This window comes from Pseudomonas sp. CF161 (assembly GCF_000416215.1).
In the GTDB taxonomy this organism is placed as follows: Bacteria; Pseudomonadota; Gammaproteobacteria; order Pseudomonadales; family Pseudomonadaceae; genus Aquipseudomonas.
On sequence record NZ_ATLP01000111.1, the window covers coordinates 173,214 to 196,268 of the forward strand.

Genomic DNA, 23,055 nt, shown 5'->3' on the forward strand with positions numbered 1-23,055 from the left:
TCCCTGGTGTCGCCCGCCTCTATGCTTCGCTCGCTGATTGCCCTTGCTCTGATCTGTCTGCTCCAACCGGCGTTTGCCGATGAGCGCGCGCAAACCCAACAACAGTTGGACGCCACGCGTCAGGACATTACCGAGCTGAAAAAGCTGCTGGGCAAGCTGCAGGAAGAAAAATCCGGCGTGCAAAAAGACCTGCGCGGCACCGAAACCGAGATGGGCAAGCTGGAAAAGCAGGTCGAAACCCTGCAAAAAGAGCTGAAGAAAAGCGAGACCGAGCTGCAGCGACTCGATGAGGAGAAAAAAAAACTCCAGAGCGCGCGCACTGAACAGCAACGGCTGATCGCGATCCAGGCCCGTGCGGCCTACCAGAACGGCCGTCAGGAATACCTCAAGCTGTTGCTCAACCAGCAGAATCCGGAAAAATTCGCCCGCACCCTGACCTATTACGACTACCTGAGCCAGGCACGCCTGGAGCAGTTGAAGAACTTCAACGAAACCCTGCGCCAACTGGCCAATGTCGAAAAAGACATCTCCCTGCAGCAGGCCCAGTTGCTGGTGCAGAAAAGCAGCCTCGACAGCCAGCGCGAAGAACTCGACAAAGTCCGCAAGGAACGCCAGCAGGTCCTGGCCAAGCTCAACGACGATGTGAAGGCCCGCGACCAGAAGCTGCAAGCCCGCGAGCAAGACCAGGCCGACCTGTCGAAAGTCCTGAAAACCATCGAGGAAACCCTGGCCCGCCAGGCTCGAGAGGCAGAAGAGGCGCGACAGAAAGCGCTGATCGCCCAGCAGGAAGCCGAAAAAAAGCGTTTACGTGAGGCCCAGGCAGACGCCAGCGATGCCCCACGCAAACCAACCAGATCAGCGCCTGGCCCCCTGGTTTCAAGTTCAGGCGCATCCTTCGGCGGACCTTTTGCTTCAGCCCGGGGAAAACTTCCATGGCCTGTTGATGGTCGACTGCTTGCACGCTTTGGTGAATCCCGTGGCGACGACGCCCGTACCAAATGGGACGGGGTGATGATCAGCGCCAGCGCCGGCAGCCAGGTACACGCCGTACATGGTGGTCGCGTGGTGTTTGCCGACTGGTTGCGCGGCGCCGGCTTGCTGGTGATCCTCGACCACGGCAACGGTTACCTCAGCCTCTACGGACACAACCAGACATTGCTTAAAGAAGCTGGCGACATTGTCAAAGCCGGTGAGTCCATTTCCACGGTCGGTAATAGTGGCGGACAAGACACACCTGCGCTGTACTTCGCTATTCGTCAGCAGGGCCGCCCCAGCGACCCGGCACAATGGTGCCGCGCGCAAGGATAAGCGCCGTTACCTAATTTAGGAGTTCGTTCGACATGCTGCATTTGTCCCGCCTCACCTCGCTGGCCCTGACGATCGCTCTGGTGATCGGCGCGCCGCTGGCGTTCGCCGCAGAAACTGCTCAATCGGCAGCCGCCGCGACCACCAAGGCGCCATTGCCGCTCGAAGAGCTGCGCACCTTTGCCGAGGTCATGGACCGTATCAAAGCCGCGTATGTCGAACCGGTCGACGACAAGACCCTGCTGGAAAACGCCATCAAAGGCATGCTCAGCAACCTCGACCCGCACTCCGCCTACCTGGGGCCGGAAGATTTTGCCGAGCTGCAGGAAAGCACCAGCGGTGAATTCGGTGGACTGGGCATCGAAGTCGGCGCCGAAGACGGCTTTATCAAAGTGGTGTCGCCGATCGACGACACCCCGGCGTCCAAGGCCGGGATCCAGGCCGGCGACCTGATCGTCAAGATCAACGGCCAGCCGACCCGTGGCCAGACCATGACCGAAGCCGTGGACAAGATGCGCGGCAAACTCGGGCAGAAGATCACCCTGACCCTGGTCCGCGACGGCGGTACACCTTTCGACGTGACCCTGGCCCGCGCCACGATCCAGGTCAAAAGCGTGAAGAGCCAGTTGCTGGAATCGGGCTACGGCTACATCCGCATCACCCAGTTCCAGGTCAAGACCGGCGAAGAAGTCTCCAAGGCCCTGGCCAAGCTGCGCAAGGACAACGGCAAGAAACTCAGCGGGATCATTCTCGACCTGCGTAACAACCCGGGTGGCGTGCTGCAATCGGCGGTGGAAGTGGTCGACCACTTCATCACCAAGGGCCTGATCGTCTACACCAAGGGCCGTATCGCCAACTCCGAGCTGCGCTTCTCGGCCACCGGCAAGGACGAAAGCGAAGCCGTGCCGATGGTGGTGCTGATCAACGGCGGCAGCGCCTCGGCCTCGGAAATCGTCGCCGGCGCCCTGCAAGACCAGAAACGCGCAGTGCTGATGGGCACCACCAGCTTCGGCAAAGGTTCGGTGCAAACCGTACTGCCCCTGAACAACGACCGCGCGCTGAAGATCACCACCGCGCTGTACTTCACCCCCAATGGGCGCTCGATCCAGGCCCAGGGCATCGTGCCGGACATCGAGGTGCGTCGCGCCAAGATCACCAGCGAGTCCCAGGACGGCGAATACTTCAAGGAAGCCGATCTCCAAGGTCACCTGGGCAATGGCAACGGCGGCGCCGACAAGCCGAGCGGTTCGGCGAGCAAGGCCAAGCCGATGCCGCAGGACGACGACTACCAACTGGCCCAGGCGCTGAGCCTGCTCAAGGGCTTGAGCATCACCCGCGGTCGCTGACCGTCAAACCCATCGCCGGCAAAGCGGCTCCCGCGCCTTCCGCGGGAGCCCGAGGGGCACGCCCCTCGCCGGCAATGGCGCCTCACCACCCGTCCAAAGGCCGCCGCCCAATCCCATGCTACGCATCCCCCTGACCCGCCAGCGCCAACCCGTTTCAAGGTTGTGGTGGGGGCTCCTGGTCGCCCTGTTGTGTCTTCTGAATGTGATCCCGGCCCAGGCTGCTGAAAGCTCCCAGGCGCCACGCAAGGCCTACCTGACCCTGATCATCGACGACCTTGGGCAAAACCTGCCCCGGGACCGCCGCGTGCTGGCCCTGCCAGGGCCGGTGACCACCGCGATCATGCCCGACACTCCCCACGCCGCCGAATTCGCCCGCGAGGCCCATCGCGCCGGCAAGATCGTCATCCTGCACATGCCCATGGACCCGGCCACCGGTCCTTTTGCCTGGCACCCCGAGCTGCCCATCGAAGAACTGCAAAAGCGTCTCGATGCGGCGTTCAAGGCCGTGCCCTACACCAGCGGCATCAACAACCATATGGGCAGCCGCATGACCGCCCAGCCGCAGGCCATGGCCTGGTTGATGGCTGAGTTGCAGCGCCGCCACAAATTCTTTGTCGACAGCCGCACCAGCGCGCAGACCGTCGCCGCCGCCGAGGCCCAGAAAATCGGCCTGGCCAGTGTTTCGCGGGACGTCTTCCTCGACGACGAGCGCACCGAGGCCGCCATCGCCGGGCAACTGCAAACCGCCATCAACCTGGCACACAAGCAGGGCTCGGCGGTGATGATCGGCCACCCTTATCCACAGACCCTGGCCGTACTCGAACGCGAGCTGCCCAAGCTCAAGGCCCAGGGCATCGAGTGGATCGATATCAAATTGATGATCAGCGTGCGCAGCAACCAGGCCACAGCGGCACACGGCAAAGACGGTAGGTACAGGTAGGGGCAGCGGCAAGTTTCAAGCTGCAAGCCAAAGCCAAAGCCAAAGCGCCGCGGACCTGATCTCACTTGTGGCTTGCGGCTTGCCGCTGCTCTAGAGATAACGCCCCATGATTTCGTCGACCACGCCTTCTTTGCGCAGTTGGTCCAGGGCGGTTTGGAGTCTGGTGACGATTTCGTCGGGGACGTCTTTGTTCAGGGCCATGTACAACTGGGCACTATTGAAACGCAGCACGGTCTTGAGACCGGTGATGCCTTCCTGCCTGGCCAGGTAGCGCCCGGCCGGGTCGCCGGTGGCCCAGAGGTCGATCTGACCGTTGAGCAGCTTCTTCGCGTTGTCCTGGTCACGCAGCACCACCAGCGGTGCCAGGCCCTGCTTGGCCAGGGTCTCGGCGATGGCGTCGCCCTTGTAGGCGCCGATCTTGTACTGGCGCGCCTGCTCCAGGTTCTCCAGGGTGATTTTGCTGTCGGCCTTGGCCAGCATGATCCAGTCATCCGGGCCGATCGGGCCGACCCACTTGAACAGCGGCTCGCGGTCCGGCAGGCGCGCCATGACGAACACGCCGTAACCCGGCTGCTCCAGGGCCAGCTTGTAGATCCGCTCCCAGGGGAAACGCAGGGTGAGGCTGTAATTGATCCCGGCGCGCTTGAACATTTCCCGCACGATATCCACGGCGATGCCGTTGATGTTATCGCCCTGGGCGAAGTTCTTGCCGTTCTTGGCCATGTTGTAGGGGGGGAAGTTTTCCGTCAGCAACACCAGGGAGGTATCGGACGTGTCGGCGGCACGAGAGGCCGCTGAAAGCAGGAGCGTAGCGCTGGCAAGAACAAGGAGCAGGCGTTTGAACATGACGGGCTACCGGAATCCATGGCGTGCTCAAGAGTGCCGTGAGCCCGCCATGCTGTCCAGTGGCTATCGCACAACTATTCCGCGCTGGGCCATGTACGCCTTGGCCTCGGGAACCGTGTACTCGCCGAAGTGAAAAATACTCGCCGCCAGCACCGCACTGGCGTGGCCTTCGAGGATGCCGTCGGCCAGATGCTGCAGGTTGCCGACCCCCCCAGAGGCGATCACTGGGATGCCCAGGGCATCGCTGATGGCGCGGGTCACGCCCAGGTCGAAGCCGTTTTTCATGCCGTCCTGGTCCATGCTGGTCAGGAGGATTTCGCCGGCGCCCAGGCCTTCCATCTTCTTCGCCCACTCCACCGCGTCCAGCCCGGTAGGCTTGCGCCCGCCGTGGGTGAAGATCTCCCAGCGCGGGGTTTCGCCCGGGCCGGAGACCTTCTTCGCGTCGATGGCGACGACGATGCACTGCGAGCCGAAATGCTGCGCCGCTTCGCCCACGAACTCGGGGTTGAACACCGCCGCGGTGTTGATCGACACCTTGTCCGCGCCGGCGTTGAGCAGGTTGCGGATGTCTTGCACGGTGCGCACGCCGCCGCCCACGGTCAGCGGAATGAATACCTGGCTGGCCATACGCTCGACGGTATGCAGCGTGGTGTCACGACCGTCGACGCTGGCGGTGATGTCGAGAAAGGTAATCTCGTCGGCACCTTGCTCATCGTAGCGACGGGCGATTTCCACCGGGTCGCCGGCGTCACGGATGTTCTCGAACTTGACGCCTTTGACGACCCGGCCGTTGTCGACGTCCAGGCAAGGGATGATGCGCTTGGCTAACGCCATGGGCTTAATCTCCGATTAAGAGTTGCAAGCTTCAAGCTTCAAGCGCCAAGCAAGGGCCAACCGCAGTCGCGCCCTTGACTTGCCGCTTGCCGCTTACGACTTGGAGCTGGCCGCGTAGCCATCACAAAAGGCCTGAGCCTCGGCCACATCCAGCGTGCCCTCATAAATCGCACGGCCGGTGATGGCGCCGATAATGCCCGGCGCCTTGGCGTCCAGCAGCGACTTGATATCACCCAGGTTGTGGATGCCGCCGGACGCGATCACCGGGATCCTGGTGGCCGCCGCCAGCGCAGCAGTGAAGGGCACGTTGCAGCCCTGCATCATGCCGTCTTTGGCGATATCGGTATAAACGATGGCGGACACGCCGTCGGCTTCAAACTGCTTGGCCAGGTCGATGACTTGCACGGTGCTGATTTCAGCCCAGCCGTCGGTGGCGACGAAGCCGTCCTTGGCGTCCAGGCCAACGATGACTTTGCCCGGGAAGGCGCGGCAGGCTTCGGCGACGAAGGCCGGATCTTTCACGGCCTTGGTGCCGATGATCACGTAGCTGACGCCAGCCTTGACGTAGTGCTCGATGGTTTCCAGGGAGCGGATGCCGCCGCCGATCTGGATCGGCAGGTTCGGGTAGCGCTTGGCGATCGCGGTCACCACTTCACCATTGACCGGCTGACCTTCGAAGGCACCGTTCAGGTCGACCAGGTGCAGGCGACGGCAACCGCCCTCCACCCACTTGGCAGCCATGCTCACCGGGTCATCGGAGAACACCGTGGAATCTTCCATGCGGCCCTGGCGCAGTCGTACGCAGGCGCCGTCCTTGAGATCGATAGCGGGAATAATTAGCATGCTTTTTCCTTCGTCAAAAGAGCGGCAAGCTGCAAGCGACTAGCTGCAAGCATGCGGTCTACCAAATCTTGCAGCTTGCAGCTTGAAGCTTGCCGCTGCCCTAATTCTTTTCGAGCGCCCACAAGTCGCTTTCGATGCTTTCGAACCTTTCTTTAAGGTGCGTCTGCACATCGAAAATCGCCCTGTTGTAATAGTGCGGCGCAATTTCGCGGGTAAACAGATCGAGGATTTCGGCCGCTTCGAACGAACCCAGGTCCAGTTCGAAGCGATCCTCCATAAAGCGCTTGATCTTGTGATTGGCCTCGTTCTCCTGCTCGGGAGTGAGGGTCAGGATCGGCGGCTTTTTCTTGGCGGCCATTACCAGCGCCCGTCCCAGGCAGCGAAGTTCTGCAGCAATTGCAGGCCATGGGTATGGCTCTTCTCCGGGTGGAACTGCACGGCGAAACGCGAGCCATCGGCCAGTGCTGCGGCGAAGTCGACGCCGTAATGACCGCCACCCACCACCTGCCGCGCATTGCCGGCGGCGATGTAATAGCTGTGCACGAAGTAGAAGCGCGCACGGTCGGCGATGTTGTGCCACAGCGGGTGATCCACCGTTTGCTGCACTTCATTCCAGCCCATGTGCGGGACTTTGAGGTGCTCGCCGTCTTCTACCAGGCCCTTGCCGAAGAACTTCACCTGGCCCGGGAACAGGCCGATGCAGTCGACGCCGTCGTTCTCTTCGCTGCGATCGAGCAGGGCTTGCATGCCCACGCAAATACCGAGGAATGGACGGTCCTGGCTGACTTCACGCACCAGCGAGTCGAAGCCCAGGCGCCGGATCTCCGCCATGCAGTCGCGAATCGCCCCCACCCCGGGGAACACCACCCGGTCGGCTTCGCGAATCACATCGGCATCGCTGGTGATCAGCACCTTGCCGGCCCCTACGTGCTCGAGGGCCTTGGCCACCGAGTGCAGGTTGCCCATGCCGTAATCGATAACCGCGACCGTCTGCATTACAGGACGCCCTTGGTCGAGGGCATTTGCCCGGCCATGCGCTCATCCAGCTCGACCGCCATGCGCAGTGCACGGCCGAAGGCCTTGAACACGGTCTCGATCTGGTGGTGGGTGTTGGTGCCGCGCAGGTTGTCGATGTGCAGGCTGACCAGGGCGTGGTTGACGAAGCCCTGGAAGAACTCCTGGAACAGGTCGACGTCGAAGCCGCCCACGGTGGCGCGGGTGTAGGGCACGTGCATCTGCAGGCCCGGGCGGCCGGAGAAGTCGATCACCACGCGCGACAGCGCTTCGTCCAGCGGCACATAGGCATGGCCATAACGGCGGATGCCTTTCTTGTCACCGATGGCTTTGGCAAACGCCTGGCCCAGGGTGATACCGACATCTTCCACGGTGTGGTGGTCATCGATATGCAGGTCGCCCTTGCTGACGATATCCAGGTCGATCAGCCCGTGACGGGCGATCTGGTCCAGCATGTGCTCAAGGAACGGAACACCGATATCAAATCGGGCCTTTCCGGTGCCATCCAGGTTGATCGAGGCTTTGATCTGGGTTTCCAGAGTGTCGCGCTCGACAGACGCCTTACGTTCGGCCATCACCAGCTCCGCAAAATCATTGGGCGAAAAAGGCGACCATTATAGGCCCGACGGCCGCCAAACAGAAACATGCCGGACAATATCCTGACGGGCGCGAGCCAATGGCTGCGGGGCTATACCTGTCATGACAAGCCAGCCGAACGGACATTGGCCCAGGCCACACGGCAAAAAGCCGGCGCGTGAAGATCACGCACCGGCTTTTTGTGCCTCAGGCCGAGGCCTAGCGGAACAGCACCGCCGTTTTTTGCAGGGTGACCCACACGCCCCACGCCAGCGGAATACCCACCACCAGCCAGGCCACGATCACCAGCGGCAGGCTCGACGCCGACGCCTTCCACTCCAGCATGGTGCTGCTGTCGGCGCCCTTGTCATGCCCCAGCGCCTGCTCGGCCGCCAGTTGCGCGTCGGTCATGAAGTACTTGTCGGCCACCGGACGCACCAGCAGGTTGCACAGGAAACCCAGCACCAGCAGGCCGGCGAGGATGTACAGGGTGATGTCATAGGCCGCGGCGCGCTCGACGCCGATGCTCAACTGATACTCACGCAGGTAGTTCACCAGCACCGGACCGAGCACGCCGGCAGCAGCCCAGGCCGTCAGCAGCCGACCATGGATCGCACCGACCATCTGCGTGCCGAACAGGTCCGCCAGGTAGGCCGGCACCGTGGCAAAACCGCCGCCGTACATCGACAGGATGATGCAGAACGCCGCCACGAACAGCGCGATATTGCCCAGGTGGCCCAGGTTCGGAATCAGCGCGTACAGGGCAAAGCCCAGGGCGAAGAACACGAAATAGGTGTTTTTACGCCCCAGGTAGTCGGAGAACGAGGCCCAGAAGAAACGGCCACCGATGTTGAACAGGCTCAACAAACCGGTGAAGCCCGCAGCAATTGCCGCGATCGAGACCTTTTGCGCGGTATCCAGTTCGCCGAACGACAAGCCATTGCCCAGCAACTTGCCGCCGAACACTTCCTGCAACAGCGGCGAAGCCATGCCGAGGATGCCGATACCGGCCGAGACGTTCAGGCACAGCACCAGCCATACCAGGCGGAACTGCGGGGTTTTCCAGGCCACGCTCACGTGCACATGGCGATGGGTAATCATCGCGTTGGCGGCTCGCTTCGCCGGCGGGGTCCAGCCCTCGGGCTTCCAGCCGGTGGGCGGAACGCGGTACGACAGGGCGCCGGCCAGCATGAACACGAAGTAGATCGCGGCCATTACCAGAAAGCTCTGCCATACACCGACGCCAGTCGGCGAGGCAAAGTGACCCATCAGCGCTGCGGCCAGCGGAGCGCCAACCATGGCACCGCCACCAAAGCCCATGATCGCCATGCCGGTGGCCATGCCGCGCTTGTCCGGGAACCACTTGATCAGGGTCGAGACCGGCGAGATGTAGCCCAGGCCCAGGCCGATGCCGCCAATCACTCCGGAACCGAGCCACATCAACCAGATCTGGTGGGTATAGATGCCCAACGCCGAAATCAGCAGACCGCCGCACCAGCACAGTGCCGAGACCACGCCAGCCTTGCGCGGGCCGGCGCGTTCCAGCCAGCCACCCCAGATCGCCGCCGAGCAGCCGAGGAAGATGAAGAACAGGGTGTAGATCCAGCCGAGCATGGAGATCGGCCAGTCACACTGGGACGAGAAGATCTGCGCGATATAGCTCATGTCCGGCGCACAGGCCACCGGAGCGGTCACCCCCAGGGCCTGGGACAACGGCAGCCAGAACACGGAAAAGCCATAGGCCATGCCGATGCACAGGTGGATGGCCAGGGCGGCCGGTGGAACCAGCCAGCGGTTGAAACCGGGCTTGGCGATGATGCGTTCTTTGGACAAGAACGCTGGCTGGACGGCGGTACTGCCCGCCGAAGTGCTAGTGCTCATGGATATTCCCCCAATTGTTAGAATTATTCGTCGGCCGCTCTTCACCCACGGCCTTTGCACGCAGGCATGACCGTTTTATTGAGTAAAGCTCCATTTGAGCGCGACGTTAAGTCGCAGAGGGACGGACGAACGGCGAGAGGTTACCATTTGCCCGCCACAGAAAACGCAAACAGATAGCGGCGCAGTGCCCATCTGCTTAGCCCCCTGTAAACCTGCAGGCACACCCGGCAACAGCCCGAGCCCATGCGCAACAGCCGGCCCGCCTGCAACCATGTTGGCCGACGCCGCACTGCCTGCCCAGGAGAGTCCATGCCCATCGTTGTCGAGTCGCTGCACCACGTGAGCTATCAGGATCAGCAGGACCTGCAGAAAATCTACCAGGACGCCCCTCACTGGCTGTTCGCACCGCTGAGCGACGCCGGGGAGCTGATTGAAACCGGCCTGGGCGACGGCTCGCTGATCGCCGGGCGCTTCAACGACCGCCTGCTGGGGGCCGCGCGCCTGCAACAGCACCCAGCGGTCTGGCACCTGTCCCAGTTGTGCGTGCGCAGCATCACCCGCCGCCGTGGCGTGGCCGAGCGGCTGGTGAGCGAGGCACAAAGAATGGCTCGACAACAGGGCGCCACCTTGCGCCTGCTCGCGCCAGCCGGGCATCTGCCGGCCCAGGCACTGGCCGCCAAACTGCATCTGGAGCTGGATGAGCTCTAGGCGCGATCGGTGACCAGTCGTCGGTTCCGGGGCGCTATACTCCCTGGCTAAATTTGAATTCGACACTACAAGGACTCGCCCATGAAAGCGTTCGGCAAAATCCTGGGTCTGGTACTTCTCGGGCTGTTGCTGATCATCGTGGCTCTGGGCTTTGCCCTGACCCACCTGTTTGATCCCAACGACTACAAAGACGAGATTCGCCAGATTGCCCGCGACAAGGCCCACATCGAGCTGACGCTCAATGGCGACATCGGCTGGAGCCTGTTCCCCTGGCTCGGCCTCGAACTGCACGAAGCCAGCGTCGCCACCCTGGCCAACCCGACCCAGCCCTTCGCCGATCTGCAGATGCTTGGCCTGTCGGTCCGCGTGCTGCCCCTGCTGCGCCGCGAAGTGCAGATGAGCGATGTGCGGGTCGAAGGCCTGAACCTGCGCCTGAACCGCGACAAGGACGGCCACGGCAACTGGGAAGACATCGGCCGCGCCGCGCCCATGGCGAAACAGGCCGAGACCCCGGCCACCAGCACCGGCGAGCCGAGCGTCGACACCCCGGCCACCGCCGACAAGGCCGCGCAGCCGATCCGCCTCGACATCGACAGCCTCACCGTGAACAACGCCCGGGTTGAATACAACGACGAACAGAGCGGCAAGCAGTTCACCGCCGAGAGCATCCAGCTCAGCACCGGGCCGATCCACGAGGCCACCGCCACCCCAGTCAAACTCACCGCATTCCTGGCCAGCAACCAGCCAGTGGTGCGGGTGCGCACCGAACTCAACGGCGAGCTGCGCTTTGACCGCGCCCTGCAGCGCTACCAGTTCGAAGACATGCGCCTGTCGGGCGAAGTCACCGGCGACCCGCTGCAAGGCAAGACCGTGACCTTCGCCGCCCAGGGCCAGTTGCTGCTGGACAAGGCGGCCAACGTCGGTGAATGGACCGGCCTGAAAATCTCCGCCAACCAGCTGCGCGCCCTGGGTGAACTCAAGGTCAATGACCTGGATAAAACCCCGCAGATCAGTGGCGGCATCTCGATTGCCCAGTTCGACCTGGCCAAATTCGTCGACAGCATCGGCCAGGCCCTGCCGGCCATGGCCGAGGGCAGCCTGACCAAGGTCGAGCTGGTCAGCCGCCTGCAAGGCACGCCCACCAGCCTGGCCCTGGAAGACCTGAACCTGAAGCTCGACGACAGCACCTTCAGCGGCCGCCTGGCCATCGAAGACTTCGCCAAGCAGTCGCTGCGCGCCCAGCTCAAGGCCGACACCTTCAATGTCGACCGCTACCTGCCGCCCAAGTCCGCCGCCGCCAACAGCGCAGCGGTGGCCCGCAAGGCCGAAGTGCAAAGCAGCGAGGCCGATGCCATGGCCGGCGCCGGCACCACCCCGCTGCCGGACGCACCGACCAAGGGCGCCTGGAGCACCGAACGCCTGTTGCCGGTGGAGCGTCTGAGCAAGCTGGATGTCGACGCCGACCTGAGCTTTGGCCAACTGACCCTGGACAAACTGCCGATCCAAAATGCCGCACTCAAGGCCAACGGCCAGGGCGGCCTGCTGAAACTGCAAAGCCTGCGCGGCGAGCTGTACAACGGCAGTTTCGATGCCAGCGGCAACCTCGACGTGCGCCAGACCACCCCGCTGCTGAGCCTGCAGACCAAGATCAACCGAGTGCCGGTTGAGCGCATCCTCGAAAGCCAGGGGCAGACGCCTCCGGTCAAGGGCCTGGTGACCCTCAACAGCAACCTCAGCGGCAGCGGCAACAGCCAGAAAGCCCTGATCGACAGCCTCAACGGCACCACCAGCTTTGTGATCAACAACGGCGTGCTGCTCAACGCCAACCTGGAACAGCAGCTGTGCCAGGGCATCGCCTTCCTCAACCGCAAGACCCTCAGCAGCACCCCACGCGGCAAGGACACGCCGTTCCAGGAGCTCAAGGGCAACCTGACCTTTCGCAACGGCGTGGCCAGCAACCCGGACCTGAAAGTGCGCATCCCGGGCATGACCGTCAACGGCAACGGCGACATCGACCTGCGGGTGCTGGGCATGGACTATCGCGTCGGCATCGTGGTCGAAGGCGACAAGAGCGACATGCCCGACCCAGCCTGCCAGGTCGGCGAGCGTTTTGTCGGCCTCGAACTGCCATTGCGCTGCCGTGGCCCGCTGGAACTGGGGGCCAAGGCCTGCCGCCTGGACAAGGACGGCCTGGGCCAGGTCGCAACGCGGATGGCCGGCAATCGCCTCAGCGAAAAGCTTGAAGAGAAACTCGGCGACAAGGTCAGCCCGGAACTGAAAAACGCGCTCAAAGGGCTGTTCAAACGATGAGAGCGGAACAGTTTGCACCGGCGGTACTGGACTGGTACGACCACCACGGCCGCCACGACCTGCCCTGGCAACAGGGCATCACCCCATACCGGGTGTGGGTCTCGGAGATCATGCTGCAACAGACCCAGGTCAGCACCGTGCTCAACTACTTCGACCGTTTCATGGCCTCGCTGCCGACGGTCGAAGCCCTGGCCGCCGCGCCGGAAGACGAAGTGCTGCACCTGTGGACCGGCCTGGGCTACTACACCCGGGCGCGCAACCTGCAAAAGACCGCGAAAATCATCGTTGCCGACTACGGCGGCGAGTTCCCCCGCGACGTCGAGAAACTCACCGAACTGCCGGGCATCGGCCTGTCCACCGCCGGCGCCATCGCCAGCCTGAGCATGGGCATCCGCGCCTCGATCCTCGACGGCAACGTCAAGCGCGTGCTGGCACGGTTCACGGCGCAGGAGGGCTACCCGGGCGAGCCCAAGGTGGCCAAGCAACTGTGGGCCACCGCCGAGCGCTTCACGCCGCACACCCGGGTCAACAACTACACCCAGGCGATGATGGACCTGGGCGCCACGCTCTGCACCCGCAGCAAGCCCAGTTGCCTGCTGTGCCCCCTGGAGCGCGGCTGCGAGGCCCACATGCTGGGGCTCGAAACCCGCTACCCGATCCCCAAGCCGCGCAAGAGCGTGCCGCAAAAGCGCACCCTGATGCCGATGCTGGCCAATCGCGACGGCGCCATCCTGCTTTATCGCCGCCCTTCCAGCGGCCTCTGGGGCGGCTTGTGGAGCCTGCCGGAGCTCGACGACCTGGCCGACCTCGAACACCTGGCGCTGCAACACTCGCTGGCCCTGGGCAAGCAACACGAACTGCCGAGCCTGGTGCACACCTTCAGCCACTTCCAGCTGGCCATCGAACCCTGGCTGGTCCAGGTCGAGGAGTCGGCCCATCACGTGGCCGAGGCCGACTGGCTCTGGTATAACCTCGCCACCCCGCCGCGCCTGGGCCTTGCCGCCCCGGTGAAAAAGCTGCTTAAACGCGCGGCCGACGTCTTGAACGCAGGAGAGTTGTCATGACCCGCACCATCATGTGCCGCAAGTACCACGAAGAATTGCCCGCCCTGGAGCGCGCGCCGTTTCCAGGCGCCAAGGGCCAGGACATCTTCGACCACGTCTCGGCCAAGGCCTGGGCCGACTGGCAAAAACACCAGACCCTGCTGATCAACGAAAAACGCCTGAACATGATGAACGCCGAAGACCGCAAATATTTGCAGGGCGAGATGGACAAGTTCTTCTCCGGCGAGGAATACGCCAAGGCCGACGGCTACGTGCCGCCAGCTGAATAAACCCGTATAAATCGGGGGTGGAACGTAAGCGACGGTAATAATTAAACATTTTTTTCAAAACTCGCTTGACGCCCCCCCGAAAAACCCGTTTAATGCGCCCCGTTGCCCAGATAGCTCAGTCGGTAGAGCAGGGGATTGAAAATCCCCGTGTCGGCGGTTCGATTCCGTCTCTGGGCACCACCTTCAGCTTTCAGGTGGTGTTTACATCACGTGAGAGCAACCAGAAAACCCGCCTAGTGCGGGTTTTTTGTTGTCTGGAGTTTTAGCCCTGTATCGGCTTTTTCCATGACTCAGGGCGCCGATGCATTTCCCGCGCCCGGGCGATATCACCCGGGGCGACAGCCAGCAGCTGCGGATCGCTTTCCTGCTGGCAGGCCTCAAGATAAAGCGACCGGTCGTGCTCGGTCCGCAGATGATCGACAACATCCCACCGGCTCAATCTGCTCTTCGCCATCTCACCCTCCAAACAGTCCATGTCAATTTCTCTCGGCACTCGACTCCATCAGCACCTTGAGCGCCGCATCCGCCTCGGAGCGCTGGGCCGGGGTCGGGCCGGGGGCGAATTGGCTGCGCGGGTTATCCAGGGTCAGGTAGGCGTTGTCGCCGTTGCCCCAGAAGTAGGAGTAGATAAACAGGAAGCTGCCCGACTGCGGCTGGCAGTAAGAAGCGACGCCGCGCAGGGGCGCCAGCAGCTGGATCATTTCGCCGTAGTTGTCGGTGAACTCCAGCAGCGCAAACTGCCAGCTCCCGGTCTGCGGGTCATAGCGTGAGGTCCCGCCTGCGCCCAGCCATAGCTGCACCAGGGCTTGCAGGTTGGGGGCAGCGGAATAGTCACGCAGCCATTCCAGCTCGACCGGCCCCAGGCCGGACGGGCCCTGGCTGTCGAACCACGCCTGCCAATCGCTGTAGGCCAGCGCCGAGCCTGGAGGCGCCGCCATGGCCTTGGTGTACTGCTCGACGGTCATCGTGCAGCGCAGGTACACCGAGGACGGCTCGCTGGCCCATAGCGGCCCGCTGACAGCCAGCAGCGCCAGCCCAATCCATGTGCGTAATGTCATCGTTGTCGTTCCTGGTCCATCAGCAAAAGCCGCCAGCCTACCTGCGCGGCGTGTTCATAAGCGAGGCGGCCAGGCCATGACCGGCCTGGCCGCTTTACCGAAGGCCCTCAGGCCGCTTTATCCACCAATGCCATCGCCCTGCCCTGCGCCACATCGAGCAAGGCCACGCCGTCACTGAGCAGCAGCGCGGCAATGTCGGCGATCTGGAACAGGTCGGTCTCGTCCGCGCTGTGGGCGGTCATGCATGAGAGGCGAGTCATCAGCTTGTGAATGGCGCGTACGCGCTGATCGGCGCAGGCCATGAGGTCCACCAACGGGGCGTTGGGGTTGATCAGCAGAACAGGGTGTTCGCTGGGGGTGTTGGGTAGCGGGATATATCCGTTCATTGGCGTAGCTCCGTGCGTTAAGGAAGCTTCCCCCCCAAACTCTCCTACAAGCTGGGTGGCAGCTGTACGCGGGGTAGGAGACCGGACGCACGTCCCGGCCACGCCGAAGCGTGCCCGCGCACAGCCGCCATAAAACACAGGGCAGCAAAAAGCACCCGAGAAGTCGGGCGCTCGTGCACGGTGCGAACATCGGGCTCCTACACCCGGCCGCTGATTTTGCAGCGACCGGCGCAGAGTAAAGAGCCCCTCTCCACAGAGCAAGCCTTGCTCGATAACCAGAAGTAACAAGGCGCACAAAACCCTGATGCCAGGGCAAAAGCACGCCACGGGCAACCTATACACTTTGACTTAGTAAAACCCTGGATTTGAGATAACGTTAAGCGCTTACTAGCGCTCAGCCCTTTAAATACAGGGCTTAGCAATAAATATTTAAAGATAGTTACAAAACAGATTTGAGATAAATTCACCATGGCAACCTTTACTCACCACGATCTGCAGCTCTTGAATCCTTCTTTCGATTCAGGCCTGGTCGACGTCCTGAGCGAGCTGGAGCACCTTCGCCGGCTCCGGCTGGAAGGTGATACGCCGCCAGGTGTTTTCCATCAACTCAAATCCATTTTCCATGCACTGGAAAGCCTGGGCTCCGCACGGATCGAGGGCAACCACACGACCTTGGCCGATTACATCGAGAGCAAAGTCGAGGGCACCGCCGAACAGACCGATCAACTGCGCGAAATCGCCAATATCGAAAAAGCCATGGACTACATCGAGCAGATCATGGCCCCCGGCACCGAACTGACAGAGCGGGCCATCAGAGAACTGCACGCCATCGCCGTACAAACCCTGGAGCGAGAGGGAGACCCGACCCCAGGGGCCTATCGCCTGGGCAGCGTGCAGATTGCGCAATCCGATCACTTACCCCCGGATGCGGTACTGGTCCCCGGTTACATGCAGGAGTTGGTGGCCTTCGTGAACCGCGAAGACCCTCCCAAATACGACCTGATGAAAGTCGCGCTGGCCCATCATCGGTTTGGCTGGATTCACCCATTCAGCAATGGCAACGGGCGTGTGGTGCGGCTCCTGACCTATGCCCTGCTCCTGAAATATGGCTTTGATGTGAGCGCCGTCGGACGAGTACTCAACCCCACGGCGGTGTTTTGCAATGATCGAGAACGCTACTACGCCATGCTCGCCACGGCGGATACCGGCACCAAGGAGGGGCGGGAGCTGTGGTGCACTTACGTACTGGAGGGGGTCCGGGACGAGCTGGAGAAAGTCGATCGGCTGACTGACTACCGCTACCTGAAGACGCACATTCTGGACCCCGCCGTGACCTTCGCCCACGAGCGCGGCTGGATCACCCAGGCGGAGGAACGGGTGCTGGCGGCCGCGATAAAAATCAAAGTGGTCAAGTCCGCGGACATTGGCAACGTACTGCCGAAACTGTCGGCCGGGCAGCGTACCTACCAGATCAAAAAACTGGTGGACCAAGGCATGCTGCTGCCCATCAGTCCGGGAGCGCGTCAGTACACCATCGGCTTCTCGAACAACTACCTGATCAGGGGCGTTATCAAATCGCTGCGCGAGCAGGGTTTCATCCCCGAGCCCCTCGACAAGCCCTGAAGAACCTCGCACACACGGCTAATCCAAACGCCCACCCACGCACGCCCCGACCTCAGCCACCTCCTGCCCCCGCCCCGGCAAAATCACCCGCACCGCCAGCATCGCCCCCAGCAGCACGGCCCCCAGGCCCAAGGCTTCAAACAGGGTCGGCCAGCGCCCGTGGAACAGCAGGCCAAGCACGCTGGCGAACAGGGATTCGAGGGAGATCAATTGGGCCGAGAGCACCATCGGCAGGTAGCGGGTGGCGAGGTTCCAGGCCCAGCCGCCGGCCACCGATGACAGCAGAGCCAGCGCCAGGGCCCAGGCGTAGAGCGAGCCAGCCTGGTCGAAGCCGAACCCCAGGTGCGGCAGGCGCAGCAGGTCGAGGTGCAGGCCGACCGGCAGCAAGCACAGGGTGCCCAGGGCGCCGCCGACCATCATCAGCCCGGTCCAGGCGCCGTTGGCGGTGGTCGGTAACTGATCCATGGCGTGCTGGTTGAGCAGGCTGAACAGCAGCCAGATCACCACCGCCAGCACCGAGAACAGCAGGCCGATGCCCAGCGATGGACCGGCGATAAAGGGTTGATCCAGGCTGCCGAGGTGGATCAACAACAAGCCGCACAACAGAAAGCCCAGAGGCAACGCCAGCCGGCTCCAGGTCAGGGTCGGGCAGCGGACATTGCCCAGCAGCGCCAGCAGCACCGGCACCAGGCCGATCAGGGCCGGGGTCAGTACCGGGCCGGCGAAGAGGATGCCGCCGGCGATGCAGGCGCTGTAGCCCAGGTAACCCATAACCCCCAGGCTCAGGCCGAGCCCGCGTTGCCACGGGCGGATAAAGGCCAGTTGGCGGCGGTGCACTAGCAGCAATACGCCGCCGATCACCCCCGCCAGCAGAAACCGCAGCGCCAGCAGATCAAACAGGCTGTAAGCCCCGCTGACGTAGGGCGCAATGAAGTTCAGCGCCCAGCTCAGGGTGGCGAACACGGCGCAGGCGATGCCAGCGGCCAGATGTGGGACAGGTTGGGACATGACGGCCTCCGTTGAATCTGGGGCCATACTGCGCAACGCCGGTTCTGTGCTACAAACGAGTTCTCAGCCGCCAATGCATAACCACAGATTATGAATGCTCTCGGCAAGTCCCTGCCCCCACTCGCCAGCTTGCTGCCGTTCGAGGCCGCCGCGCGCCTGGGCAGTTTTTCCCTGGCGGCGCAGGAGCTACACATCACCCAGGCCGCCATCAGCCGGCAGATTCGCTGGCTGGAGGAGAACCTCGGCGTGCAGCTGTTCAGCCGGCGCAATCGCGCGGTGTTTCTCACGGCCCAGGGCATCGAATTGTCGCGGGTGGTCGGCAGTGCCTTGCGCAGCATCGGCACCAGCGCCGACGAGCTTCGCGGCGCGCCGCGCAAGAACCAGCTGGTGCTGCTGTGCCAGCTGTGCGAGGCCTTCTACTGGCTGATGCCGCGCCTGTCCGGGTTTCATCAGCGGCATGCGCAGATCGAGATCCAGGTGGTCACCACCACCCGCCCGCTGACCGAATTCAACGGCCATTTCGACGTCGCCCTGCAAAGCACCGGGCGCGCCAGCGGCTCCCAGGCCCTGGCGTTCACGGCGTCTGACGAGGTGTTCCCGGTGTGCAGCCCGGGCTATCTGGCAGGTACGGCACTGCCCCTGGCCCTCACTGACTTGCCGCAGCACACCCTGCTCCATCACCGCTCCAGCCCGCCGCACTTGATGGAATGGGACAGTTGGCTGGGCACGTTCGGCCTGACCCTGGCACAGCACAGTGCCAGCCAGGTGTTCGATAACTACCCGATGATGCTGCAAGCCGCTGTCGAGGGGCATGGCATCGCCATGGGCTGGCAACGCACGGCCAGCCGCTTGATCGAGAGCGGCGCGCTGATTCGCCCCTGCGTGCAGAGCGTGCCGCTGCCCGAGGCGATCTCGGTGTTCAGCCGCTATCAGGACCGCGATCGCCACGAAACCCGGGCCCTGGTGCAATGGCTGGAGGATGAATTGCGCGCCGACGACGAGGCCCAGGCCGCCAAAAAGCTCGACGCCAACACCCCAGCGCTGCACGCCTGAACATCCGGCTGCGCCGCGCCTGCCATTGTATTAATATCACGCGGATTTTTTACCGCAGCCCGGGCGCGATGCCCCATGCGATACGCCCCACGCGCAAACCCCGGACTGCGCCGCCCCTTACCCGATCAAGGATGATGCCCCTTGCCTACCCTCTCTACCCTGCGCCTGCACGTTCGTGATCTGGTACGCACTGCGGCCTATGCCGAGCTGGACCGCTACTACAACGAGCTTGAGGCGCAATGGCTCGAGGCGCCCACTGGCAGCCATCCCTACATCGATGCAACCCAGGCCGGGACGCTGTTCGACTACAGCACCCAGTCCTACACGTCCGTGGCGCAGTTTCTCCAGGCCTGGATCGCGGCCTGCCCCGAGGCGTATCACCCGCAGCTGATCTGGGGCAAATTCTGCTTTGGCCGCGCCACCGATATCCGCGGCTACGGCTGGGCCCAGGGCGTGTCCCAGGACTGCTGGCTGGGCGCAGCCATGGCCTGCGAGAGCGCCACCGCGGCACTGCTGACCGCCATGCAGCGCTCGTCGCGCCCGGTGGCGGCCGGCATGGCCATGCTGCAATTGTCGTCACACTTCCAGGAGCCGGCCTGGTTACTGGAGCTGTTCCGCCAGCAGCCCGCCGTCACCTGCGCCGCCACCGACCAGGAGCCGGAACTGCTGGCCCAGGCCCTGACGCACCTGGCCGACTATGGCCTGACCCCGCTGGCCCAACCGCCCCAGGCACTGCCGGAGCTGCTGCCGACCCGAGAGGCCCACGAGATGGACCAGGGCCAGGACTACTGGCTGCACCAGATCCTGCAATGGCGCCCCGCCTGCCTCGAAGCCTTGCTGGCCTACACCAATTACCTGCGGCCGCGCTGGGGTGGCAGTTACGAAGACATCGAAGGCTTGGCCAGCGGGCCGCTCGCCGCCGGGCTGGACGAAGCGCAACGCAACGCGATCCGCTGGATCGGCGCGTACGACGCCATCAGCGACTACCCGGCCGCCGATGAAGTCAGCACCGCGCAGGCCTTCCTGGCGCGCTTCGAAGCCTGGTTGCAACGCGACCTGCGGCCCGAAGAGCGCGGCGATGCCCTGGGCCGCTTCGCCAACTTCTGCAGCTACTCGCTGAACGACGAAGCCCGCGCTTATTCGCTGCATGTGGCCAGCGTCGCGGCCTTCGCTCCCGGGGTGTATTTCCGCGAGGTCGACGGCCCGTTCCACAGCTTCGCCTACCTGACCCTGATCCATCAGATGACGGACCACATCGACGTCTTCAAAGAGGCGATCGAGCGCATGTGCCGCATGGATGAACTGGCCACCCCGCTGGCCCTGGCCGCCGTGGGCCACGAGTTCGCGCTTTGGGGTTTTGCCCACGATGCGGAGCGCGCACGCACCCTGCTCAACCGCGCCGCGGTGCTGAGCAAAAACCAGATGGACGACAACTTCAATGTCCTCACTGCCGGCTACCTGCTGTGGGACAGCGGCGCCCATGAGGCGGGCTACTACTTGATCCGACAATGCGCCGAACGCCGGGTACACGACGCCTCCAGCGCCATGTACGACATTCACCGGGGCAGCCGCAGCAACACCCCGGAGAGCTACATCAATGACGCCGCCCGCGAGTTCTGGCTGGAGCGCGCAGTGGCCGACGGCTCGGCCCTGGCCAAGTACAACATGGCCTGGGACCGGTTGTTCAGCCAGGGCCTGGACTTCAACGAGCGCAAGCACTTCAACGCCGTGCGCCAGTTGCTGCAGGAGTCCCGCGAGGACTCGCGCTGCGAAGCATTCGCCCGGCTGCGGATCGGCGTGCTGCAACGCGACTTCGGCACCCTCGACGAGCAGGAAGAAGGCGTGCAGGGCTACCTGCGTTCGCTGATCGACGACCAGGACGACTGGACCGCCGCCCGCGCCTGCGCGGAAATCGCCCTGGCCTACATGAACGGGCGCGGCGCCAAACGCAGTCGTTTTGCCGCCATCGAATGGGCCCAGCACGCCACCCGCCTGCTGCCGGACAACGAGGGCATCGAGGAAATCGAACGCGAGGTGCTCAACTCCCACAGCCTGGTGAAGACCGTGGGCACGGTGGTCGGGGCCTTTTTCAAGCGCGGCAACATCAGCCCCGATGACCTGCCGCCCAAACCTGCGTCATGAGTGAAATGCCGAACCTGCGTCGACACCGACTGCGGATCAGCGCCTGGCTGCTGTTGGGGGATGTGGCACTGCTGACCCTGGGCCTGCTGCTCTGCCTGCTGCCGGCGCTGTTGCTGGTGGCCTTGCCGGGGCTGTTGGGGGTGCTGGCGGCGGTGGCGACCTTCCCCGCCGCGCCGTTCGGCCTGGTGATGCTCAAGGTTCCGTTCAGCAGCCGGGTCCAGGGGGATGAGGACGGCATCGCCCTGCTCCCCGAGGAGGTGCCGCAGCTGTTCAGCGAACTGGAGCGGATCCGCAACGAGCTGGGCGCGCCCAGGCTGGATGCGGTGTATCTCAACAGCCAGTTCAACGCCAGCATTCGCCAGCACCGGGTGCTCGCCGGGCGCACCCGCAACGTGCTGTGGCTGGGGCTGCCGCTGCTCGACACCTTGTCGCCCGCCGCCTGCGCGGCCATCCTCGCCCACGAATGCGCGCACATTGCCCATCGCCACGGGCGCTATGCCAGCCGGGTGTATTTCGCCCGCCTGCAATGGCAGGCCGTCAGCGACCGGCTGGAGCGCAACCGCACCCTGACCGGCGCCCCGCTGCGGTTGTTTGTGGAGTGGTACGTGCCGAGGTTTCTCGATATCAGCCTGGATTTCGCCCGCCACTGTGAATACCAGGCCGATGCCGAGGCGGCGCGAGTCTGCGGCGCCGGCACCTTCGCCCAGGCCCTGATCGGCACCGCCCTGCAACGCCGCGCCTTGGCCGAGGACTACTGGCCCAAGCTCTACACCCAGGCGGTGAACCAGCCCCGGGACGACCTGCAACCCCTGGTCGAACTGGCGCGCCACGGCCTGCTGGCGACCCCGGTGGACGCCGCCCAGGCCGGCACCTGGTTGCACGCCGAACTGTGCAACAGCACCGAACGCAGCGACACCCACCCGGCACTGGCCGAGCGTCTGGCCGCCCTGGGCATCGACACCGCACGCACCGACCTGCCGCTGCACTGGCAACGCGCCCAGCCCAGCGCCGCCCAGGTGTGGCTGGGAGAACAGCACCAGGCCCTGGCGCAACGCCTGGACCAGCAATTTGCCGAGTTCATCCGCGAGCGCTGCAACGACGCCCGCGAGGACTATCAGGCCCTGGTCGGCGAACACCACGAGCTGCTGCGCAAGCAACGAATCCGCAGCCTCAACAGTGATGAGATCGCTCGCCTGGCCTGGCTGTATCGCACCCACCTGGACGACAACCCCCGGGCCGCCTCATTGCTGGAACAAGCGCTGGAGCAGGACCCGGAACACCGCGCCCTGCGCCAGCAGCAGGCCTTCAGCCTGTACCAGGCCGGGGAGCATCAAGCCGCCGCGCAACGCTGGCAGCAACTGGCCGCCAAACCCGGGCCGTACCAGTTGGGCAGCTTGCGCCAATTGAGCATGCTGGCCATGGCCGCGCAGGACTGGGAGCAGGCCTGCCACTATCGGCAGCAGGCCGACCGCCTGCATCGACAGGCCAACGCCGAGCAGGACCCGCCGCAGTATCACGCCCATGAACTGGCCGCCGTGGAAGTCAACAAACTGGCTCAGACCCTGGCCCCGCTGCTGCGCATTGCCAGCGGCGTCTGGCTGCTGCGCCTGCCCGATAGCCGGCACTATGTGCTGCTGGTCCAGGCCCGGGAGAACCTTCTGCTGCGCCTCGTCAGCCGTCTCACCGGCGAGCAGAACTACAGCCAGCGCAACTGCGAGCAACTGCTGGATCGGCTAATGCCCCGCCTGCACCTGCGGGTCGAGGCCTACCTCCTCGAAGACAACGACCCACGGCTTGCGCAGTGCACAGAGGCGGCGCGGATGCGTCTCGATGCGTCACTCGGCTGATG

Annotated in this window: 22 protein-coding genes and 1 tRNA gene; 12 read left to right on the forward strand and 11 right to left on the reverse strand. The window is 63.8% G+C overall.

Going from position 1 to position 23,055, the window contains the following annotated elements; translation table 11 throughout:
* Positions 1-21 precede the first annotated feature (21 nt).
* The 3 genes from CF161_RS25635 to CF161_RS25645 all read left to right on the forward strand — a co-directional run bounded on the left by CF161_RS25635 (position 22) and on the right by CF161_RS25645 (position 3,591).
* Positions 22-1,308 carry a murein hydrolase activator EnvC gene (locus CF161_RS25635; RefSeq protein WP_020299539.1) on the forward strand — a complete coding sequence of 429 codons (1,287 nt, stop codon included), beginning with the start codon at positions 22-24 and terminating at the stop codon, positions 1,306-1,308.
* Positions 1,309-1,340: 32 nt separating this feature from the next.
* A complete protein-coding gene (locus CF161_RS25640) occupies positions 1,341-2,651 on the forward strand; it encodes a S41 family peptidase (protein ID WP_020299540.1) in 1,311 nt (436 codons plus the stop codon).
* A 115-nt stretch (positions 2,652-2,766) separates the two neighbouring features.
* Positions 2,767-3,591 (forward strand): divergent polysaccharide deacetylase family protein, encoded by an 825-nt coding sequence (locus CF161_RS25645; RefSeq protein WP_052027229.1) that lies wholly within the window; start codon positions 2,767-2,769, stop codon positions 3,589-3,591.
* A gap of 90 nt (positions 3,592-3,681) precedes the next feature.
* Here CF161_RS25645 and CF161_RS25650 read toward each other — a convergent pair whose 3' ends face one another.
* The 7 genes from CF161_RS25650 to CF161_RS25680 all read right to left on the reverse strand — a co-directional run bounded on the left by CF161_RS25650 (position 3,682) and on the right by CF161_RS25680 (position 9,585).
* Positions 3,682-4,437 carry an ABC transporter substrate-binding protein gene (locus tag CF161_RS25650; protein WP_020299542.1) on the reverse strand — a complete coding sequence of 252 codons (756 nt, stop codon included), beginning with the start codon at positions 4,435-4,437 and terminating at the stop codon, positions 3,682-3,684.
* 63 nt (positions 4,438-4,500) lie between these two features.
* Entirely contained in the window at positions 4,501-5,271 is a 771-nt protein-coding gene (gene hisF / locus CF161_RS25655; protein WP_020299543.1) for an imidazole glycerol phosphate synthase subunit HisF, read from the reverse strand.
* 93 nt (positions 5,272-5,364) lie between these two features.
* A complete protein-coding gene (hisA, locus tag CF161_RS25660) occupies positions 5,365-6,114 on the reverse strand; it encodes a 1-(5-phosphoribosyl)-5-[(5-phosphoribosylamino)methylideneamino]imidazole-4-carboxamide isomerase (RefSeq protein WP_020299544.1) in 750 nt (249 codons plus the stop codon).
* Between the two features lie 100 nt (positions 6,115-6,214).
* Complete coding sequence (locus CF161_RS25665) at positions 6,215-6,472, reverse strand: DUF2164 domain-containing protein (RefSeq protein ID WP_020299545.1); 258 nt, start codon at positions 6,470-6,472, stop codon at positions 6,215-6,217.
* Entirely contained in the window at positions 6,472-7,110 is a 639-nt protein-coding gene (hisH, locus tag CF161_RS25670) for an imidazole glycerol phosphate synthase subunit HisH (protein ID WP_020299546.1), read from the reverse strand. Before hisH ends, CF161_RS25665 begins: the two co-directional genes overlap by 1 nt.
* Entirely contained in the window at positions 7,110-7,703 is a 594-nt protein-coding gene (hisB, locus tag CF161_RS25675; RefSeq protein WP_017849940.1) for an imidazoleglycerol-phosphate dehydratase HisB, read from the reverse strand. The genes hisH and hisB overlap by 1 nt, the downstream gene beginning before the upstream one ends.
* Positions 7,704-7,923: 220 nt before the next feature.
* Positions 7,924-9,585 carry an OFA family MFS transporter gene (locus CF161_RS25680; protein WP_020299547.1) on the reverse strand — a complete coding sequence of 554 codons (1,662 nt, stop codon included), beginning with the start codon at positions 9,583-9,585 and terminating at the stop codon, positions 7,924-7,926.
* Between the two features lie 309 nt (positions 9,586-9,894).
* Here CF161_RS25680 and CF161_RS25685 point away from each other — a divergent pair, with 309 nt between their 5' ends.
* The 5 genes from CF161_RS25685 to CF161_RS25705 all read left to right on the forward strand — a co-directional run bounded on the left by CF161_RS25685 (position 9,895) and on the right by CF161_RS25705 (position 14,116).
* On the forward strand, positions 9,895-10,293 hold the full coding sequence (locus CF161_RS25685) for an acetyl-CoA sensor PanZ family protein (protein WP_020299548.1): 399 nt from the start codon (positions 9,895-9,897) through the stop codon (positions 10,291-10,293).
* Positions 10,294-10,374: 81 nt separating this feature from the next.
* Positions 10,375-12,603 carry an AsmA family protein gene (locus CF161_RS25690; protein ID WP_020299549.1) on the forward strand — a complete coding sequence of 743 codons (2,229 nt, stop codon included), beginning with the start codon at positions 10,375-10,377 and terminating at the stop codon, positions 12,601-12,603.
* Entirely contained in the window at positions 12,600-13,667 is a 1,068-nt protein-coding gene (mutY, locus tag CF161_RS25695; RefSeq protein WP_020299550.1) for an A/G-specific adenine glycosylase, read from the forward strand. Before CF161_RS25690 ends, mutY begins: the two co-directional genes overlap by 4 nt.
* The gene (locus tag CF161_RS25700) at positions 13,664-13,936 is read left to right on the forward strand and encodes an oxidative damage protection protein (protein WP_020299551.1); all 273 of its coding nucleotides are present in this window, start codon (positions 13,664-13,666) and stop codon (positions 13,934-13,936) included. The genes mutY and CF161_RS25700 overlap by 4 nt, the downstream gene beginning before the upstream one ends.
* 104 nt (positions 13,937-14,040) lie before the next feature.
* Positions 14,041-14,116 (forward strand) — tRNA-Phe (locus tag CF161_RS25705).
* A gap of 82 nt (positions 14,117-14,198) precedes the next feature.
* Here CF161_RS25705 and CF161_RS25710 read toward each other — a convergent pair.
* The 3 genes from CF161_RS25710 to CF161_RS25720 all read right to left on the reverse strand — a co-directional run bounded on the left by CF161_RS25710 (position 14,199) and on the right by CF161_RS25720 (position 15,380).
* Entirely contained in the window at positions 14,199-14,390 is a 192-nt protein-coding gene (locus CF161_RS25710; RefSeq protein WP_156882734.1) for a DNA-binding protein, read from the reverse strand.
* A gap of 22 nt (positions 14,391-14,412) precedes the next feature.
* Entirely contained in the window at positions 14,413-14,994 is a 582-nt protein-coding gene (locus CF161_RS25715; protein WP_020299553.1) for a hypothetical protein, read from the reverse strand.
* A 107-nt stretch (positions 14,995-15,101) separates the two neighbouring features.
* Positions 15,102-15,380: a hypothetical protein gene (locus CF161_RS25720; RefSeq protein WP_020299554.1), complete on the reverse strand. Its 279-nt coding sequence runs from the start codon at positions 15,378-15,380 to the stop codon at positions 15,102-15,104.
* A gap of 468 nt (positions 15,381-15,848) precedes the next feature.
* On the opposite strand from CF161_RS25720, the gene CF161_RS25725 reads away from it, so the two are divergent.
* Complete coding sequence (locus tag CF161_RS25725) at positions 15,849-17,003, forward strand: Fic family protein (RefSeq protein ID WP_020299555.1); 1,155 nt, start codon at positions 15,849-15,851, stop codon at positions 17,001-17,003.
* 18 nt (positions 17,004-17,021) lie between these two features.
* Here CF161_RS25725 and CF161_RS25730 read toward each other — a convergent pair whose 3' ends face one another.
* A complete protein-coding gene (locus CF161_RS25730) occupies positions 17,022-18,011 on the reverse strand; it encodes a DMT family transporter (RefSeq protein WP_020299556.1) in 990 nt (329 codons plus the stop codon).
* 90 nt (positions 18,012-18,101) lie between these two features.
* Between CF161_RS25730 and CF161_RS25735 the strand changes: the two genes are divergently transcribed.
* The 3 genes from CF161_RS25735 (at position 18,102) to CF161_RS25745 (ending at position 23,053) form a co-directional block, all read left to right on the forward strand.
* Entirely contained in the window at positions 18,102-19,064 is a 963-nt protein-coding gene (locus CF161_RS25735; RefSeq protein WP_020299557.1) for a LysR substrate-binding domain-containing protein, read from the forward strand.
* A gap of 141 nt (positions 19,065-19,205) precedes the next feature.
* On the forward strand, positions 19,206-21,206 hold the full coding sequence (locus CF161_RS25740) for a DUF4034 domain-containing protein (RefSeq protein WP_020299558.1): 2,001 nt from the start codon (positions 19,206-19,208) through the stop codon (positions 21,204-21,206).
* A 5-nt stretch (positions 21,207-21,211) separates the two neighbouring features.
* Positions 21,212-23,053 (forward strand): M48 family metallopeptidase, encoded by a 1,842-nt coding sequence (locus CF161_RS25745; RefSeq protein ID WP_020299559.1) that lies wholly within the window; start codon positions 21,212-21,214, stop codon positions 23,051-23,053.
* Positions 23,054-23,055: the final 2 nt, after the last annotated feature.